The sequence below is a fragment of the Bacillus sp. FSL K6-3459 genome, assembly GCF_038003305.1.
GTDB lineage: Bacteria > Bacillota > Bacilli > Bacillales > Bacillaceae > Bacillus > Bacillus pumilus_O.
Window position 1 is genome coordinate 1,227,382 of sequence record NZ_JBBOOW010000001.1, and the last position, 17,264, is coordinate 1,244,645.

Sequence of the window (17,264 nt, forward strand, 5' to 3'; positions counted from 1 at the left end):
GAGGACGTCTCATGCAGCATCATGCTTATAGCCGAACGTCTGCAGTGTTGTCTATTTTTCTTCCAGCCGTACTCATCTGTCTGTTTTTCCTTTGGTCTCTTTATACGTTAATGTCAGCAGGACCTGAACCGTTAGCGGTGTTAGGCGCTTATACGTTGCCTATTCTCATGCTTTCTAGCATCACTGGACTGAACCAACCGACAAACGTCATTATTAGTGAAGATAGACTCAAAATCGGGGCATTTGGTAGATGGCACACATATGCGGTTTCTGATATTAAAGGAAAGCTTTTTATCAAGCCATACCCTCATATCGGGAAAGTCTATGTCAGGGTGGGCCCATCTCGCATATTCGGAGGACGTTACTGGATCTCCAGTGAGATGAGTGAGTACAAACAGCTTGTGCAAACGTTGCAGGATTTTGCGAAAGGTGATGAAAAGGAGGATGCAGCTACATGAAATCAGCTGTCTTTTATTCTTCAGAGGACATTCGGTATGAGGAGCGGAACCGGCCTGCAATTGGTGATGATGAAGTTCTATTAAGAATGCGTGCCTGCGGCTTATGTGGCACAGATATTTACAAAGCAACACATGAGACGGTACCTCCTGGAACGGTACTAGGGCACGAAATCGCTGGTGATATTGTTGAAACCGGAAAGCGAGTGACAAATATCAAAACGGGAGATCGGGTTTATGTTGCGCACCATGTACCTTGCTTTACCTGTGACTTTTGTCAAAGGGGATTTTACACAATGTGTCCGCAGTTTTCAGCTACTAATGTAGATCCAGGCGGGTTTTCAGAGTATATCCGCGTACCTGCATTACATGTCAAACACACAATAGGCAAGCTCCCGAATGACGTCTCATATGAGCAAGGGGCGATGGTGGAGCCAGTCGCCTGCTGCCTGCACGGGTTTGAACGAGCACCTGTTCATCCAGGAGATTCTGTGTTGATCCTTGGAGCAGGGCAAATTGGCTGTATTCAACTACAGCTTGCCAAACATTATTTGGCTGGGAAAGTAATGATAACGGATGTGAATGAAAACCGGCTGCTACAAGCGAGAAATTTAGGTGCAGACGTCGCTTTTCATCCAGCCTCTGAGCCGGTGGAAGACCGGGTCATAAGAGAAACAAATGGAAAGGGAGCAGACCTCGTTATTATTTCTGTTGGAAGTAGTGCGCTTTTAAAAGAAGCGTTTCAAGCAGTAGCGAGAGGCGGAACGATTTTAGTGTTTGCTCATTTTCCAAAGGGAGACGTCTCCATTCCGGCTGATCGATTTTTCCATGATGAAGTGAAAGTGGTAGGCGCCTATTCCTCACATCCTTATCACTACCTCGAAGCTCTTGAACTTTTAAGAGCAAAAGTGGTCCACACAGAAAAGATGGTGACGCATCGTTATCCGTTAAGTCAGCTTCTGCAGGCAATAGAATGCGCAAGACACCCTGAAGGTGATAGTGTCAAAATCATGATGTATCCAGATGAATGAGGACGCACAAGATTGGGAGAGAAAGAGAAGTTCTTTAGAAAAGGGCTTTGCCTTTCTCTTTTTTTCTGATAAAAGATGAAAACGCTTAAAAATGAAAGAGAAATGCTTGACTTCAATGACACTTAAACGTATGATTATTACAAATGTAACACATAAGAACAAATGTAAAGGGGAGAGAAGAAATGCAAAAACAAATCACTTTGCCTGAACAGATTAGTCATGAGAGATTAGCAGATTTATATAAACAAATGTGGTTAGTGAGATATTTTGATGAAAAGGTCGATCAATTCTTTGCCAAAGGACTTATCCATGGAACCACTCATTTATGTGTCGGACAGGAAGCGTCAGCTGTTGGATCAATTGCCGTATTAAAGGACGAAGATAAAATCGTCAGCACACACCGTGGACATGGTCACTGTATTGCAAAAGGTGCAGAGGTCAATAAGATGATGGCAGAACTATTCGGGCGTGAGACTGGCTATTGCAAAGGAAAAGGCGGCTCGATGCATATCGCTGATTTAGAAAAAGGGAACCTTGGCGCAAATGGAATCGTTGGCGGCGGTATCCCATTGGCAACAGGTGCAGCGCTCACATCTAAAATGAAACAGGAAGGCTTTGTCGTTCTTTGTTTCTTCGGAGATGGAGCGACAAATGAAGGCAGCTTTCACGAAGCGCTAAATCTTGCATCCATTTGGGATCTACCTGTTGTATTCATTTGTGAAAACAACCAGTACGGCATGTCTGGCCCTGTAAAAGAAATGATCAACATTGAAGACATTTCAACAAGAGCAGAAAGCTACGGAATACCTGGGAAATCGATTGATGGAAATGACATGGTCGAGATTATGAACTCAGTAGATGAAGCAGTCAGCCGCGCAAGAGCTGGAGAGGGTCCATCACTTATTGAAATGAAAACGTATCGCTGGAAGGGCCACTCTAAGAGTGATGCGAAAAAATACCGTACACGTGAAGAAGAAACAGAGTGGAGACAAAAAGACGGAATCAAGCGCTTTAAGTCTCTCTTGATTGAACTGAATGTTTTGACAGAGGAGCAGGCAGCGGTCTTACAGGAGGAAGCGAAGCAAGAAATTGAAGCGTCTGTTGAATTCGCTAAAAACAGTAAAGAACCGTCAATCGATACACTATTAGAGGATGTATACGCCTAATTAGGAGGGGAATCACGTGACAAAAACAACAGTGAGAGAGATTTCATATTTAGAAGCCGTTCGAGAGGCTATGAGCCAGGAAATGAGAGAGAACCAAGATGTATTCATTTTAGGTGAGGATATCGGCGTATATGGCGGTGCTTTTGGGGTCACGCGCGGCATGATTGAAGAGTTCGGTCCAGAGCGTGTGCGCAATACACCAATCTCTGAGGCTGCCATTGCAGGAGGAGCAGTCGGAGCGGCTTTGACAGGTATGCGCCCGATTTTAGAACTTCAATTCTCTGACTTTATTACAATCGCAATGGATCAGCTTGTCAACCAAGCAGCCAAAACACGATACATGTTTGGCGGAAAAGGAAAAGTACCACTCGTTGTGAGAACACCAGCAGGATCAGGAACGGGTGCCGCAGCGCAGCATTCACAAAGCCTAGAAGCATGGATGGCTCATATTCCAGGACTAAAGGTGGTTCAGCCTTCAACAGCGTATGATGCCAAAGGACTTTTAAAGGCAGCAATGGATGATGACAACCCTGTCATTTTCTACGAGCACAAGCTTTTATATAAAACAATTGGCGAAGTGCCTGAAGAGCAATATTCGATTCCTTTAGGGAAAGCTGATGTGAAAAGAAGCGGGAAAGACGTCACAATTGTAGCAACAGCGATTATGGTACACAAAGCATTAGAAGCGGCGAAGGAACTAGAGGCAGAGGGAATCGATGTTGAAATCATAGACCCAAGAACACTCGTCCCATTAGATGAAGAAACCATTATCGAATCTGTGAAGAAAACAGGTAAATGTATCGTGGTTCATGAAGCGGTCAAACGAGGCGGCTACGGCGGAGAGATTGCAAGTATGATAGCTGAAAGTGAAGCGTTTGACTACTTAGATGCACCGATTAAACGACTTGGCGGCCTTGCAGTTCCAATACCATACAACCCGACTCTGGAAAAAGCGGTCATTCCACAAGTGCCAGATATTATTGAAGCAGCAAAAGAGCTTGCACGCTCTTAAATAAAGGGGAGAAGATCATGCCAAAAGAGATATTTATGCCGAAGCTAAGTAGTACGATGGAGATCGGAACCTTGCTTCAATGGTTTAAAGAAGAAGGAGATTCGGTTGAAATCGGTGAGCCTCTTTTTGAAATTATGACAGACAAGATCAACATCGAGGTGGAAGCCTATGATGACGGCATTTTTCTAAAGAAATACTACGAAGCTGATGATCAAATTCCAGTCAATGCAGTCATTGGATATATCGGTGAGGCAAATGAACAGGTGCCAAGCGAGCCGCCAGCACAGGCAGATGAGGATTCATCAGAAAGCGGCGAATCATCTTCACCAGACACAGTGTCATCTAGTTCTACTGAAGTTCCAAAAACATCTAATGAAAAAGTACGTGCCACGCCCGCAGCGAGAAAAACAGCAAAGGATCATCATGTGGAGATTCAAGAGGTATCGGGCACAGGGCCAAAAGGCAGAGTTCAAAAGCGTGACGTCGAGGCAGTCGTGCATTCTAGCGAGAAAGACCAGCGCATCTCACCGCTTGCAGAAAAAGTCGCTGCTCGTGAAGGAATCGATTTAGCAGCCGTTTCTGGATCTGGCGCTCACGGCAAGATCATGAAGAGTGACGTACAAGCAGCGGCAACGCAAACAACAGAGGCTTCGCCTGTGAAAACACAAAAATTAGCTGGCATGAGAAAAGTGATTGCTGATCGCATGTCACAAAGTGCCTTTACAGCACCGCACGTCACATTAACAAGTGAAATTGATATGACGAAAGCGAAAGAAGTGCGTCAGCAGTTACTTCCGGCGATTGAAAAAGAGACAGGCTACAGGTTGTCGTTCACAGAAATCATCATTCATGCGGTCAGCCATGTCCTCACGCGCCACCCGCAGATCAATATGACATTTGAACAAAATGAGCTCCATTTCCATGAGGATGTACACATTGGTCTTGCTGTTGCAGTGAAAGAGGGTTTGATGGTACCAGTCATTTCTCATGCGAATCAAAAAGGATTAAAACAACTGACAAAAGAAGCGAAAGAAATTGGCCGAAACGCACGCGATCAAAAACTGCTTCCTGACCAGCTGAAAGGGTCCACTTTTACGATTAGTAACTTAGGCATGTATGCCATTGATGCCTTTACCCCGATCATTAATCAGCCAGAAGTGGCGATTTTAGGTGTAGGACGGATTCAAGATAAACCTGTTGCAGTAGATGGAGAAATTCAGGTGAGACCAATGATGGGTGTTAGTTTATCGTTTGATCACCGAGTGGTAGATGGCGCACCAGCGGCTGCCTTTTTAACAGACCTTAAAAAAGTGCTTGAACAACCATTTGAATTGCTAATGTAGGAGATGAATCGGATGACGAAAACGTATGATCTGACAGTCATTGGCGGAGGGCCTGGCGGATATACTGCCGCCCTTCAAGCGGCTGAGCGAGGACGGAAGGTTGCTTTGATTGAGGAGGATTTTCTCGGTGGTACTTGTTTAAATCGAGGCTGTATCCCTTCAAAGACCCTGCTTAAACATGCAGAAGTCATCGAATCAATCGAGAAGGCGAAAAGCTGGGGAATCGAAACAGGTGACATGATTCTTTCCTTCGATAAAATGAGAAAGCGCAAAGATGACGTCATTGAAAAGCTCAGAGGTGGAATCGCCTTTTTATTAAAGCAAGGAAAAATTGATGTCTATAACGGCAGAGGCACAGCGGTGACCAAGCATCGGATTGAAATAGAAAAACAAGATGGATCAGAATCGATTGAAACGAATGAGTTAATCATTGCTACTGGATCTACACCAGCCATTCCTCCAATACCGGGGCTTAAAGATATTTCATTTGATACAAGTGATACAATCTTTGACATCCCAGATATTCCTGCTTCTGTCGTCATTATTGGCGGAGGTGTCATTGGTCTTGAGCTTGCTTGTATATTCCAAAGTCTTCAATCAAAAGTCACCATTATTGAAGCGGCACCGTCCATTATTCCACAAGAGGATGAAGAAGCATCTAAGCTGTTAGAAAGAGAACTCAAGAAAAAGGGCATCCATATCGCGAAGAAAACCACTGTGACAGAGGTGACGGAAAGCGAAGGAGTCAAAGCGGTTCATGCAACAGATGATAAAGGGGAGACACACATCTTTACAGCGGAAAGACTGCTTGTCTGCGTTGGAAGAAAACCAAATGTATCAGCTGTTAGCCAGCTTGATCTTCAGCTTGATGGTCCGTTTATCAAGGTGAATGATCAGATGCAGACAAGTGCTGAAGGTGTATACGCAGTTGGGGATGTCGCGGGCGGCTATCAGCTGGCTCATGCGGCGATGGCAGAGGCTGCTGTTGCGGTCAGCAATATTTGCGGTGTACCTGAAAAAATGAATGCTGATATTATGCCTAGATGTATTTATACATTACCAGAGGTGGCAAGTGTCGGTCTTACAGAGAAAGAGGCAAAAGCTAAAGGGCTCAGCGTACAAACAGAACGATTTGATTTAGCGGCAAGCGGTAAAGCGCTAGCGGCAGGTGTTCAATCAGGCTTTATAAAGTTGGTTTACGATACAACATATGGTGAAGTGATCGGCGCAACGATGGTAGGTCCGCATGTCACAGAGATGATTTCAGAAGCTTCCTCCTTTATGTATTTAGAAGGAACAGCAGAAGAGATGGCGAAAATGATTCATCCGCATCCGACCATCTCAGAAGGTTTTTACGAAGCAGCGCTTGAGATCGTGAGTAAGCTGAGAAAATAAAAGCTAAACAAGGGATAGGGAGGAGATGCATGTGCACGTCCAGCTTCATCAGAAAGCGGCACTTGTGACAGGTAGCACAGATGGATTTGGAGAAGCCATCTGCCTGGCTTTAGCCCGGGCAGGTGCACATGTCTTTTTACACACATTTCATGATGAATCAAAGGCTAGAACCATTTGTGAAGACATTCAACAAATGGGCGGGCAGGCGAGTATCATCATGAACCCGCTAGAAACGCCGCGTGATGCCACGCGTATGCTGAGACAAGTGATCGATACGTGCGGGAAACTGGATATTTTGATCAATCAAGCAGCGCAAGGAGCAGAAGCGGAGCTTGACGCCTCTCACCCTAATGAGTGGATGGACGAAGTGGAAACCGCTGTGAATACTGTCTTTCTTTCCAGTCAAGCTGCCGTATGGCATATGGTTGACCAGAAGCAAGGCTGCATTATTAATATATCGTCCTCAGGCAGTATCACTGGAGATGGCGGGATCTCACATGCGACATCGAATTCAATGCTGAATGCCATGACAAAAGGGCTGGCGCGAGAATTTAAAGACAAAGGCATTCGAGTGCTCGCCTTATTACCGCCGCCTCTCCATTTGATTCCTAACGCAGAGCAAATCAAGGAGACTGTGGCCCATATGACGGTCTTTTTAAGTACATCATATGGCGCATTTACAGATGGCGCAGCGATTATGCTTGATGGGGGTGAGAGTGCTGGCTAATGATCAAAAACCAGTTCTTATCGTTGGCGGTGCCCAGGGGATTGGAAAGGAAATTGCTGAGCGTTTTTTAAAAGAAGGGCACAGAGTGGCTGTGTCCGATATAGATGAACAAGGACTTTCACTTTTAAAAAAACAGCACCCTCAGCTGCTGACATTTCAAGCTGACGTTTCATCGTGGGAAAGTGTTCAGCAGATGATCTCAGCAGCTGAAAGGGAGCTCGGCGGCATTGCTCATCTTGTCTATTCAGCAGGGATGACAAAATCACTTCCTTTCTTAGAAGTCGATTTCTCACTTTGGAAAAAGACACTGGCTGTGAACTTGTATGGTCTTTACTATTGCATCAAAGCGTCAGCACCTTATATATGTGAGCGGCAAGAAGGAAGCATTGTTGTGATTGGATCAGGATCTGCTATTACTGGCTCAGGCGGTGGCATTCAGTATTACGCCTCAAAAGCAGGTGCTTTTGGCCTGATGCGTTCGCTTGTAAAGGAATTAGGGGCACACCATGTGCGTATCAATGTGATTGCCCCCCGCGTGATTGAATCTCAAATGCTTGATACGCTCTATCCTACTGAGGTGGAGAAAAAGCAGCTGCAATCGCTCATTCCTATCGGGAGATTAGGAAGACCAGACGATATCGCAGGACTCACTTTATTTCTTACAAGTGACGAGGGAAGCTATTTACACGGACAAATTATCCTGTTAGACGGCGGGAGAACGTATCAGCCAAAATATACGGAGTGAAAAAGAGCGGAGAGGTAATCGCTCTTTTTGTCATTTTCATAACAATTGTTCCAATTAGAAACGAATGTTTGGTATACTGGGAATCATAGTATATTAAAAGGATGATGTCACATGCTGAATTGGGAAGAAAGACGACAGCTCGTCAAAGTTGCTCATCTTTATTATACAGACGGGTGGACGCAGCAGGAAATCGCAAAAAAGCTCAATGTCTCAAGACCAGTCATTTCAAAGCTCTTACAAAAGGCGAAAGATGTGGGAATCGTTGAGGTATACATTAAAGACGAAAGTATTCATACGGTGGAACTGGAAAAGCAGCTCGAAACAACATTTCAATTAACAGATGCTGTCGTTGTCCCAAGTGTCGGGACAATGTCTGAGATGGTGAAACGGGCAGTCGGTCAAGCTGGCGCCTATTATTTATCTAAAAACATGAAAGATGCGGAGAAAATCGGCATTTCATGGGGAACTACATTAGCTGAGCTTGTAAAGGAGTACCCGTTCGAGCGAAGAAACGATGTGAAGGTCATTCCGTTAGAGGGCGGAATGGGCAGGCAAGCAGTCGACATTCATGCCAATCAGCTGGCATATGAACTGGCAAAGAAAATGAATGGCACATGTTCCTATTTATATGCCCCGGCGATTTTAGAAACAGAAGAATTAAAAGAGCGGCTTATGGCAATGCAGGATATAGAGGCTGTGCTTGAAGAAGGTAGAAATGTAGACATTGCCCTCATCGGTATTGGCAACCCGCATAAAGGGTCAACGTTAAAAACAGTTGGTTACTTAAAAGAAGAGGATTTATCTGGTTTAAGGCAATCAGGGGCTGTTGGTGATATTGGTTTTCGTTTCTTTGACGGTCAAGGCAAGCCTGTCCAAGATGAACTGAATCAAAAGGTCATTGGTTTATCACTGGAGCAGTTAAAGAGCGTCAAAACGGTTATCGCTGTTGTAGAAGGAACCCATAAAGCTGAAAGTATTTTAGGGGCTTTAAATGGTGGCTTTATTCAAGTGCTGGTGACAGACGAACTAACGGCGGCAGCTATTTTAAAGGAAGCTTCCGTCCAATAAACGGCGAGTAGCTATCGAACTGTATAAAGAGAGCAACATCAAACGAGAAAGGAGCTGTGTATCTTGAAGAAAACCGAAATGGAAGCAAACTTACATTGTACTCGGTGCCAAGAAGAGACCCTCCACAGCATCGTTTATGTGAATGATCAGATGAAAAGCGTTGAGTGTACAGAGTGCCATCAGAAAATCAGTGTGCAAGTCGACATCATGAAGGAATTTTACAAAGAAGTATACGAAAAAATTGCGACAAAGCCAAAACGGATGACGCAGGAATACAAGGCGAATTTGAATGGATTTATCTCAAGACTGCCAATCCGCGTGCTTAGTAAGCCATACCGGCTCATGAGATATTTAAACGAATCATACAAAGTGATTAAGCAATATAAAAAATAGCAGAGCTGATTAGTGCTCTGCTTTTTTGTGTGCTTTTTTCATATAATAATAAATGGGCAGTCCAGCAATTCCGATCAGCATGGAGATGAGACAGCTTTTCCAGTCGGTGATCATGGTGCTGATTAAGACGAATAAAGAACCGATAATCGCAACGATTGGTGTGAGCGGATAAAGTGGTACGCTATAAGCACGCTCGATTCCTTTGTTTTGTTTTCTCAGTTTAAAGACGGCGAAAAAGGCCATGACATAAAAGATATAGATCATGAAAATCGAAACCTCTGACAGCTTTTCTGGATTGCTGACGATCATAAACACAATGGCGATCAGAATTTGTACAAATACAGCAATCCATGGTGTTTTAAATGTAGGGTGAATACGCGAAATCGCGTTTGCGAAAGGAATTTGCTTTCGCTCTGCCATCGCGAAAATCACACGTGGGAATGAAAGAACCTTTCCGTTCAAACAGCCAAAGATACTAATGATGATGCCGATACTAATGACTTTACCGCCGATTGGTCCAAAAAGCATTGTCGCAGCAGTACTTGTCGCATTTTCTCCAAGCTGTACGATTTGGTCTGCTGGTAACACGTGCAAAAGAGCAACATTAATAAAGAGATAACAAGCCGTGACGATTAAAATCCCGCCTGCCATTGCTCGAGGAAGCAGTTTCTCTGGATTTTTCATTTCTCCGCCAAGTGCAGCAAGCAATATCCAGCCATCATAGGCAAAAAGCGTAGCCAAGATCGCTGCACCGAAGTTCATTTGAGCGATGCTATCGTTGACAGCCATCAAAATATGTTCGTTTCCTTTCCATAAGCCAAACACAATAATAGCGGCAATCGGGACAAGCTTTCCAATGGTGGTCAGCCCTTGAACAAAACCGCCGTATTTTGTTCCCATGATGTTAATCAAACATAAAAATAAAACAGTGATAATGCCAATTGTTGTCGACCATAAAGAAGAAAGAGAAAATAAATTGGCTAACAATGAACCAAAATAAAGACCAAGCGCACCGATGATGGCAGGTCCGTAAATGATAATTTGCACCCAGCCGCATAAATATCCCCAAAACTCACCATACACTTCTTCAAGGTAGGCATACAATCCGCCAGTCCTAGGGATTTGTGTACCAATTTCAGCAACAGTGAGCCCGCCTGCAAGGGTTAAAATGCCCCCAAGCAGCCAAGCGAATAATGCGATATCTGAGCTTCCTGAATAGGAAAGGACGTTGCCTGGCTTCATAAAGACGCCGGACCCGATAATCGTCCCGATGACAAGAGATAGGGCGAAAAATAAGCCGATGTCCTGTTTTAACGCTGGTTGTTCTTTGTTCATTACACACGACCTCCTGCATCACTTTCGTACGTTACTGTGACATGTATTTTGTTCATTGTAATACGATTTTAGGAAAACAAGAATTAAAAAAATTTTCTGATTTTCGTATTTGTATTTAAAAGTGTTCGTTTATTGGAGATATCAGGGTAAATGTTTCTTTAAAAACGAACGATAAAAGATTATATTCGATTTAATGTTAGTTTTATCGCCAGAAACCGAACGTCTAGCCAAATGGTTGACTTTTCTTGAAAAATAGCCTATTTTATTCATAAGGATATTATCTTGAATTCGAGATATTTTGAAATAGGAGTGAACATAATGAAAATCAATGGGATTCACCACGTATCTGCATTAACAGCCAATGCTCAAAAAAATGTTGATTTCTACCGCCAGATTCTTGGCTTAAAACTTGTAAAGAAAACGGTCAATCAGGATGACCCATCTATGTATCACTTATTTTATGGAGATGAGGTCGCTTCACCGGGAACGGAGCTCACCTTCTTTGAAATTCCAATGCTCGCCCGTCGTTTGAAAGGAACAAACGCCATCACAAGCACAGGCCTTCTCGTTTCTTCTGAAGAAGCACTTTCATTTTGGGAAAAGCGGTTTGAAGAGACAGGCGTGCAGCAAGAAACGGCTTCCTTGAGAGGGGGCAGACCTGCCTTGCGTTTTCAAGACCCAGAAGGGCAGCAGCTATTTTTAACAGTAGAACCGAACACACAAGAAGCAGGTTCACCCCCAGTGCATGATGATATTCCGGCAGAGTTTTCCATTAGAGGTTTGGGGCCTGTAGAATTAACCGTTGCAGAAGCGGACAAAACGATTCGCGTTTTAACGGACATCCTTGGCTTCACCGAAAGAGCGCGTGAACAATCAAATGATGGTGAGATCGTGACCATTTTTGAGTCAGGAAATGGCGGAGCTGGAACAGAAATTCATGTGATCGAAAAAACGGATGGACCTTCTGAACGATCAGGCAGGGGAAGTGTGCATCACGTAGCTTTTCGTGTGGAAGATGCTGAGGAATTGGAAAAATGGTATGACAAAATATCAAAAGCAGGATTCACGAACTCTGGTGTTGTGGAACGTTTCTACTTTAAAGCCCTTTACTTTAGAGAACCGAATGGTATCTTATTTGAAATCTCGACAGACGGACCTGGGTTTACAGTGGACGAAGGAGTAGATGAGCTTGGCGATCAATTAGCTCTTCCTCCATTTCTAGAGCACAAACGAGCAGAAATAGAACAGAGATTAATACCTATTCAGTCATCATAAAAAAAGTAGCTCATAAGGCTTTCTATCAAGCTGAAAAGAAGAAAAAGGGTTAAAATCAAAATGATTTTAACCCTTTTCCTTTTGCGTTAGGAACTGACCTGCTTAGATTCAGTTTGTGTTAATGTCACCTTCTTCGTTTCTTCTTTTCCATTTCGAATGAGTGTGATGCTCACGGTGTCTCCAATCTTTGTATTCGTGTATAGCTCATGACGTAATTCGCTTCCGGTTTTGATTTGTCTCCCATTGATGGCGGTCATGACATCCTCTGACTTTAAGCCGGCTTTGGAGGCAGGTGAGCCTGCGGCGATTTCTTTGACGTATACGCCTTGATCAAGCTGACTATTTTTGAGACCGAGTGTTTCTTTCTGATACACGTCCGGGACTTGTTCGAGATCTAGCATGCTGATGCCGATATATGGACGCTCAATCTTTCCTTTTGTGAGAAGCTGATCGGCGATTGGTTTGACATCATTGATTGGAAGCGCGAATCCGATACCTTCAACACCTGTTTCAGAAATCTTCATACTCGTGATCCCCACAACCTTTCCACTTGTCGTAAGAAGCGGGCCGCCGCTGTTTCCTGGGTTAATAGCTGCATCTGTTTGAATTACATTAATGCTGCTTTCGCCTGCTGATGTGTTCATAGAGACTGTTCGGTCGACACCGCTGACAATTCCTTGTGTCACCGTTCTCGATAGATCTTCACCAAGCGGGTTTCCAATAGCGATGACGGTTTCCCCGGCACGCAGCGAGGAGGAATCGCCTAATGCCGCGACCTTCGTTACATGACTGCTGCTAATTTCTACAACTGCTAGGTCAGTCAGTGGGTCAGCTCCGACCAATTTACCTTTGGCGGTTTTGCCATCGTGTAAGGAGACTGTGAGTTTATTTGCCCCTTCAATGACGTGGTTGTTTGTTAAGACATAAGCTTTGCTGCCGGATTTTTTGAAAATCACTCCTGAGCCTGTACCTGTTTTTTCCTCTTGGCTGCTTTTATTTTGCTGTGATTCATCAAAAGGCGTATTGAAATCACCAAAACTCATGTCTGTTTGACTTTGCGCTTGATAGTTTGTAATGCCGACAATGGCTGGCGATACATCTTCGACCATGCTTGAGACGTTGTTTGATGAATGGGATGTTTGGACAGCGGTTGTTTTTGACGAATTGGCACTTGTATCATTTGTCGATACACTTTCTGTTTTTGTTGCCGAATTGCTTGCTGTATTGTCTGATGCATGCTGGGCATATGGTGTAAGGACATAAACACCTAATGCTAGTATGCCGCCCACAACACCGCTAACAAATGGTTTAAACCAGCCGTTTGGCTTCTTCTTTTGTTTTTGTGGCTGCTTCATTGTTTGAATTTCATGAGAAGGTTGGTTTTCAGATTTGTGATGTGTCATTCGAATCACTCTCTTTCTTTCATTTTTCATGGTTCGTTCAGGGGGGGTTAACCTTATGTGTGGTTTGATCGTAAGAAAAAAGTGTGGGATAAAAATGAAAACATTGTGGGAAATTGTTAAAATAAGTAGTGAATCTAAGCAAAATAGAGGAGATTAAACTGTGGAGACAATTGGAATCATTGGATATGGAAGCATGGCGGATATGATGGTGCAAAAATGGTTGGAAAAAGAAGTACTCAATGCCCATCAAATCATGATCCATACAAGAAGTGAAACAGACCGCCTGCTTCAACTCAAAGATAGGCATCAAGAAATAAATATCTGCTCATTAAACGAACTTTCTGCATGTGATGTACTTTTTATCTGCGTACCGCCGCTTGCTGTACTTGATGTACTCGATCAACTGCCTTCAGTAGCCAAATCGGTTCATATTGTGTCAGTAGCCGCGGCTGTGACGTTAGACAAGTTATCAAAGCATACGACTCAACCAATTTCTAGATACATCCCAACGCTCACGTCAGCGGTTGGAACAGGCGTATCCCTCGTTGCGCATGGTGAAACTGCTGGAGAGAAAGAAAAGGCGCGTTTGCATCGTCTCCTTTCAGCTTTTAGCATCGTACGTGAAATAGAGGAAGACCAGTTTGATGCAGCGAGTAACTTGACGAGCTCATCTCCTGGTTTTATCGCTGCTCTTTTTGAAGAAATGGCGAGAGCCGCTGTGAGAAATAGTAAGCTTTCCTTAGAGGAAGCGTATGAATTTTTAACATATGCCCTTTTAGGCACAGGTCAAGTCCTTGTAGAACGAGGCCTCACCTTTGCTGAAACCGTCGATAGAGTCGCGACAAAAGGGGGCATTACAGGAGAAGGCGCCGAGGTGATTCAAAAGCAGGCACCTCAGATGTTTGATGATTTATTTACACAAACCATGAAGAAATATGATCAGCTCAAATCACAGATTAACGAAGCGGACAAACACCACTAAAGACATAGTTAGTGGTGTTTTATTTGTTAAAAAAATCCTTTCTCATCCAGCCTATTGACCTGTATTATCTGAGTCTAATTTCCTTATTTTCAGACATTGTATTGAAAAATCAATCAAGTAATCATATAATTTTTTAGAAAATTTAGAAAAATATACACAAATTTTAAGTTTAATTAAAGGGGGATGGGGATGAAGCTCTATGTATCTGTCGATATGGAGGGAATCACTGGTCTAGCTGATCATACATTTGTCGATGCCCGTCAGCACAATTATGAGCGGGGTAGAAAGATCATGACGGGTGAAGTGAATGCCTGTGTGGAGGCACTTCTTCAGCATGGCGCAACCGATATTCTGGTCAATGACAGTCATTCTAAAATGAATAATTTGTTGATTGAAGAATTGCATGAAGAGGCATCTCTTATATCTGGTGACGTCAAGCCTTATTCAATGGTTCAAGGGTTAGATCAAACCTATGACGCTGCTGTTTTTTTAGGCTATCATGCGAGGGCGTCTATGAAAGGTGTGATGTCACACAGTATGATTTTTGGTGTCAGACATTTTTACATAAATGATCATCCAATTGGTGAAATGGGCTTTAATGCGTATGTTGCAGGCTACTATGGTGTGCCGGTGATTCTTGTTTGCGGAGATGATCAAGCCGCACTTGAAGCAGAAAAGCTGATGCCTGGTGTGAAAACAGTGGCAGTGAAAGAGACCATCTCAAGATCTGCTGTGAAATGTCTCACTCCTGCCAAAGTCAACCAACAAATCTCGCAGCAAGTGGAAGCCGCGATGAAACAGATTCATCACATCAAGCCGCTGACGCCTCCTGATCAGCCGCTACTGAAGATCGAGTTTGCCAATTATGGACAAGCTGAATGGGCGAATTTAATGCCAGGTACTGCCATCATAGAAGGGACAACAACGGTGACGTATCAAGCAGAGAATATATTAGAGGCCTACCAAGCGATGCTTGTCATGACAGAGCTTGCCGCACGTACAACATTTTGTTAAGCGAGGGGGAGACGGCAGATGACCAGCTTTTTGCTCAAGCGTTTTATTGCGATGATTGCCACGATTTTAACGATTACGACGTTAACGTTTATTTTAATGAAGGTCATCCCAGGATCGCCCTTCAATGAGGAACGAAATACAAACGAAACCGTTCAGCGAAACCTCGAAAGCTACTATCACTTAGACGAACCACTGTATGTTCAATATGTCATCTATTTAAAATCCATCGTTACCTTTGATTTTGGTCCTTCCATTAAAAAGCCTTCTGAAAGTGTCAATGATCTATTGGCGAGAGGCTTCCCAGTCTCATTAGAACTTGGTCTTATCTCAATATTGATTGCTGTCATCTCCGGCATCCTGCTAGGGGTCATGGCTGCCCTCCGGCACAATGGCTTGATTGATTATATCGCCATGACCATTGCTGTTTTCGGCATATCCATTCCAAACTTTATCTTTGCTACCTTATTAATTCAGCAGCTTGCTGTGAATTTGAAGCTCTTTCCTACAGCGATGTGGACAAGTCCGATGCATATGGTGCTACCAACCATTGCTCTTGCCGTTAGTCCGATGGCCATTATTGCCCGGTTAACAAGATCGAGCATGATAGAAGTGCTGTCTCAGGACTATATTCGCACTGCTAAAGCAAAAGGACTTTCTCCCTTTAAAATTGTGTTCAAACATGCGCTTCGAAATGCGCTTTTGCCTGTTGTGACCATTCTTGGCACACTTGTCGCAAGCATTTTAACAGGAAGCTTTGTCATTGAAAAAATCTTTGCGATTCCTGGCATGGGAAAATACTTTGTCGAGAGTATTAACAACCGTGATTATCCTGTCATCATGGGCACCACTGTTTTTTACAGCATCATTTTAATCACACTTCTTTTCATTGTTGATGTGGCGTATCGCCTGCTTGATCCGAGGATTCAGCTACATCAGAAAGGAGGCAAGGCATGAGTATACATTTGCAGCAGGATCAACAGAATCCGCATCCTGAAGTGCCGGACGATTGGTTTTCTCCGAGAGAGCAAAAGAAAATGGAGGCACATGCCATTAAAAGACCCTCTCTTTCGTATTGGGCAGACACATGGAGACGACTGAAGCAAAATAAGCTTGCGATGTTTAGTCTATCCGTATTGATTTTTCTTTTTATCATGGCACTATTAGGCCCATTGCTTGCACCGAATAGCGTGACAGAGCAGCGTCTTTCGATGCAAAATCTGCCGCCATCCGTTGCTCACTGGTTCGGAACGGATGAGCTTGGACGAGATGTGTTTACACGTACATGGTACGGGGCGCGTATTTCTTTATTTGTAGGCGTCATGGCAGCCCTGATTGATTTTGCTATCGGCGTGATCTATGGAGGCATTGCCGGTTATAAGGGCGGGAGATATGACCATGTCATGATGCGAATCGTCGAGGTGCTCTACGGTCTTCCTTATTTACTCGTTGTCATTTTATTGATGGTTCTAATGGGACCAGGTCTTGTCACCATTATTGTAGCGCTTACTGTCACCGGATGGATTGGAATGGCAAGAATCGTGAGAGGCCAAGTTCTTCAGCTGAAAAGCCAGGAATATGTCCTTGCCTCAAAAACCTTTGGTGCAAAGAGCCTGCGTATCATTCGCCGCAACCTGCTTCCGAATACGATGGGGCCGATTATCGTTCAGATGACCTTAACTGTACCAACCGCGATATTTGCAGAAGCGTTCCTAAGCTTTCTTGGTTTAGGCATTCAGGCGCCGTTTGCTAGCTGGGGCGTGATGGCCAATGATGCGCTACCGACAGTGCTATCGGATAATGGGCATTGGTGGCGTTTATTCTTCCCTGCGTTTTTTATTTCGCTCACGATGTTTTGCTTTAATAATTTAGGTGATGGCTTGCAAGATGCGCTTGATCCGAAGATGAAGAGGTGATGGCGCT

17 protein-coding genes are annotated in these 17,264 nt (G+C 43.9%); 15 read left to right on the forward strand and 2 right to left on the reverse strand.

Annotated features, from left to right (window positions below):
• Nucleotides 1-11 precede the first annotated feature (11 nt).
• The 10 genes from MHI35_RS06030 (at nt 12) to MHI35_RS06075 (ending at nt 9,335) form a co-directional block, all read left to right on the forward strand.
• A complete protein-coding gene (locus MHI35_RS06030) occupies nt 12-458 on the forward strand; it encodes a hypothetical protein (protein ID WP_144523101.1) in 447 nt (148 codons plus the stop codon).
• On the forward strand, nt 455-1,486 hold the full coding sequence (locus MHI35_RS06035) for an alcohol dehydrogenase catalytic domain-containing protein (RefSeq protein WP_335349218.1): 1,032 nt from the start codon (nt 455-457) through the stop codon (nt 1,484-1,486). The genes MHI35_RS06030 and MHI35_RS06035 overlap by 4 nt, the downstream gene beginning before the upstream one ends.
• A 182-nt stretch (nt 1,487-1,668) precedes the next feature.
• Nucleotides 1,669-2,652, forward strand: a complete 984-nt coding sequence (locus MHI35_RS06040; protein ID WP_144458186.1) for a thiamine pyrophosphate-dependent dehydrogenase E1 component subunit alpha — start codon at nt 1,669-1,671, stop codon at nt 2,650-2,652.
• 31 nt (nt 2,653-2,683) lie between these two features.
• Nucleotides 2,684-3,664, forward strand: coding sequence for an alpha-ketoacid dehydrogenase subunit beta (locus MHI35_RS06045; RefSeq protein ID WP_041816214.1), 981 nt, complete (start codon nt 2,684-2,686; stop codon nt 3,662-3,664).
• A gap of 17 nt (nt 3,665-3,681) precedes the next feature.
• Entirely contained in the window at nt 3,682-5,007 is a 1,326-nt protein-coding gene (locus tag MHI35_RS06050) for a dihydrolipoamide acetyltransferase family protein (RefSeq protein WP_211063087.1), read from the forward strand.
• A 12-nt stretch (nt 5,008-5,019) separates the two neighbouring features.
• Complete coding sequence (gene lpdA, locus MHI35_RS06055) at nt 5,020-6,402, forward strand: dihydrolipoyl dehydrogenase (protein ID WP_335349219.1); 1,383 nt, start codon at nt 5,020-5,022, stop codon at nt 6,400-6,402.
• Nucleotides 6,403-6,427: 25 nt separating this feature from the next.
• Nucleotides 6,428-7,129 carry an SDR family NAD(P)-dependent oxidoreductase gene (locus tag MHI35_RS06060; protein ID WP_335349220.1) on the forward strand — a complete coding sequence of 234 codons (702 nt, stop codon included), beginning with the start codon at nt 6,428-6,430 and terminating at the stop codon, nt 7,127-7,129.
• A complete protein-coding gene (locus tag MHI35_RS06065) occupies nt 7,107-7,874 on the forward strand; it encodes an SDR family NAD(P)-dependent oxidoreductase (protein WP_335349240.1) in 768 nt (255 codons plus the stop codon). Before MHI35_RS06060 ends, MHI35_RS06065 begins: the two co-directional genes overlap by 23 nt.
• 111 nt (nt 7,875-7,985) lie before the next feature.
• Nucleotides 7,986-8,942, forward strand: a complete 957-nt coding sequence (locus MHI35_RS06070) for a sugar-binding transcriptional regulator (protein WP_034663059.1) — start codon at nt 7,986-7,988, stop codon at nt 8,940-8,942.
• A gap of 63 nt (nt 8,943-9,005) precedes the next feature.
• Nucleotides 9,006-9,335 carry a hypothetical protein gene (locus MHI35_RS06075; RefSeq protein ID WP_008358910.1) on the forward strand — a complete coding sequence of 110 codons (330 nt, stop codon included), beginning with the start codon at nt 9,006-9,008 and terminating at the stop codon, nt 9,333-9,335.
• Between the two features lie 9 nt (nt 9,336-9,344).
• On the opposite strand, the gene MHI35_RS06080 is transcribed toward MHI35_RS06075, so the two are convergent.
• Nucleotides 9,345-10,670 carry an APC family permease gene (locus MHI35_RS06080; protein ID WP_211063085.1) on the reverse strand — a complete coding sequence of 442 codons (1,326 nt, stop codon included), beginning with the start codon at nt 10,668-10,670 and terminating at the stop codon, nt 9,345-9,347.
• A 318-nt stretch (nt 10,671-10,988) separates the two neighbouring features.
• Here MHI35_RS06080 and MHI35_RS06085 point away from each other — a divergent pair, with 318 nt between their 5' ends.
• Nucleotides 10,989-11,945 (forward strand): ring-cleaving dioxygenase, encoded by a 957-nt coding sequence (locus tag MHI35_RS06085; protein ID WP_211063084.1) that lies wholly within the window; start codon nt 10,989-10,991, stop codon nt 11,943-11,945.
• 86 nt (nt 11,946-12,031) lie between these two features.
• Here MHI35_RS06085 and MHI35_RS06090 read toward each other — a convergent pair whose 3' ends face one another.
• Nucleotides 12,032-13,348, reverse strand: coding sequence for a S1C family serine protease (locus MHI35_RS06090; RefSeq protein ID WP_335349221.1), 1,317 nt, complete (start codon nt 13,346-13,348; stop codon nt 12,032-12,034).
• 160 nt (nt 13,349-13,508) lie between these two features.
• Here MHI35_RS06090 and proG point away from each other — a divergent pair, with 160 nt between their 5' ends.
• The 4 genes from proG (at nt 13,509) to MHI35_RS06110 (ending at nt 17,257) form a co-directional block, all read left to right on the forward strand.
• Nucleotides 13,509-14,330, forward strand: coding sequence for a pyrroline-5-carboxylate reductase ProG (proG, locus tag MHI35_RS06095; RefSeq protein ID WP_144523093.1), 822 nt, complete (start codon nt 13,509-13,511; stop codon nt 14,328-14,330).
• Between the two features lie 189 nt (nt 14,331-14,519).
• On the forward strand, nt 14,520-15,344 hold the full coding sequence (locus MHI35_RS06100) for a M55 family metallopeptidase (RefSeq protein WP_044138914.1): 825 nt from the start codon (nt 14,520-14,522) through the stop codon (nt 15,342-15,344).
• A gap of 18 nt (nt 15,345-15,362) precedes the next feature.
• Nucleotides 15,363-16,298 (forward strand): ABC transporter permease, encoded by a 936-nt coding sequence (locus MHI35_RS06105; protein ID WP_003211100.1) that lies wholly within the window; start codon nt 15,363-15,365, stop codon nt 16,296-16,298.
• Nucleotides 16,295-17,257, forward strand: a complete 963-nt coding sequence (locus tag MHI35_RS06110; RefSeq protein ID WP_144523092.1) for an ABC transporter permease — start codon at nt 16,295-16,297, stop codon at nt 17,255-17,257. The genes MHI35_RS06105 and MHI35_RS06110 overlap by 4 nt, the downstream gene beginning before the upstream one ends.
• Nucleotides 17,258-17,264: the final 7 nt, after the last annotated feature.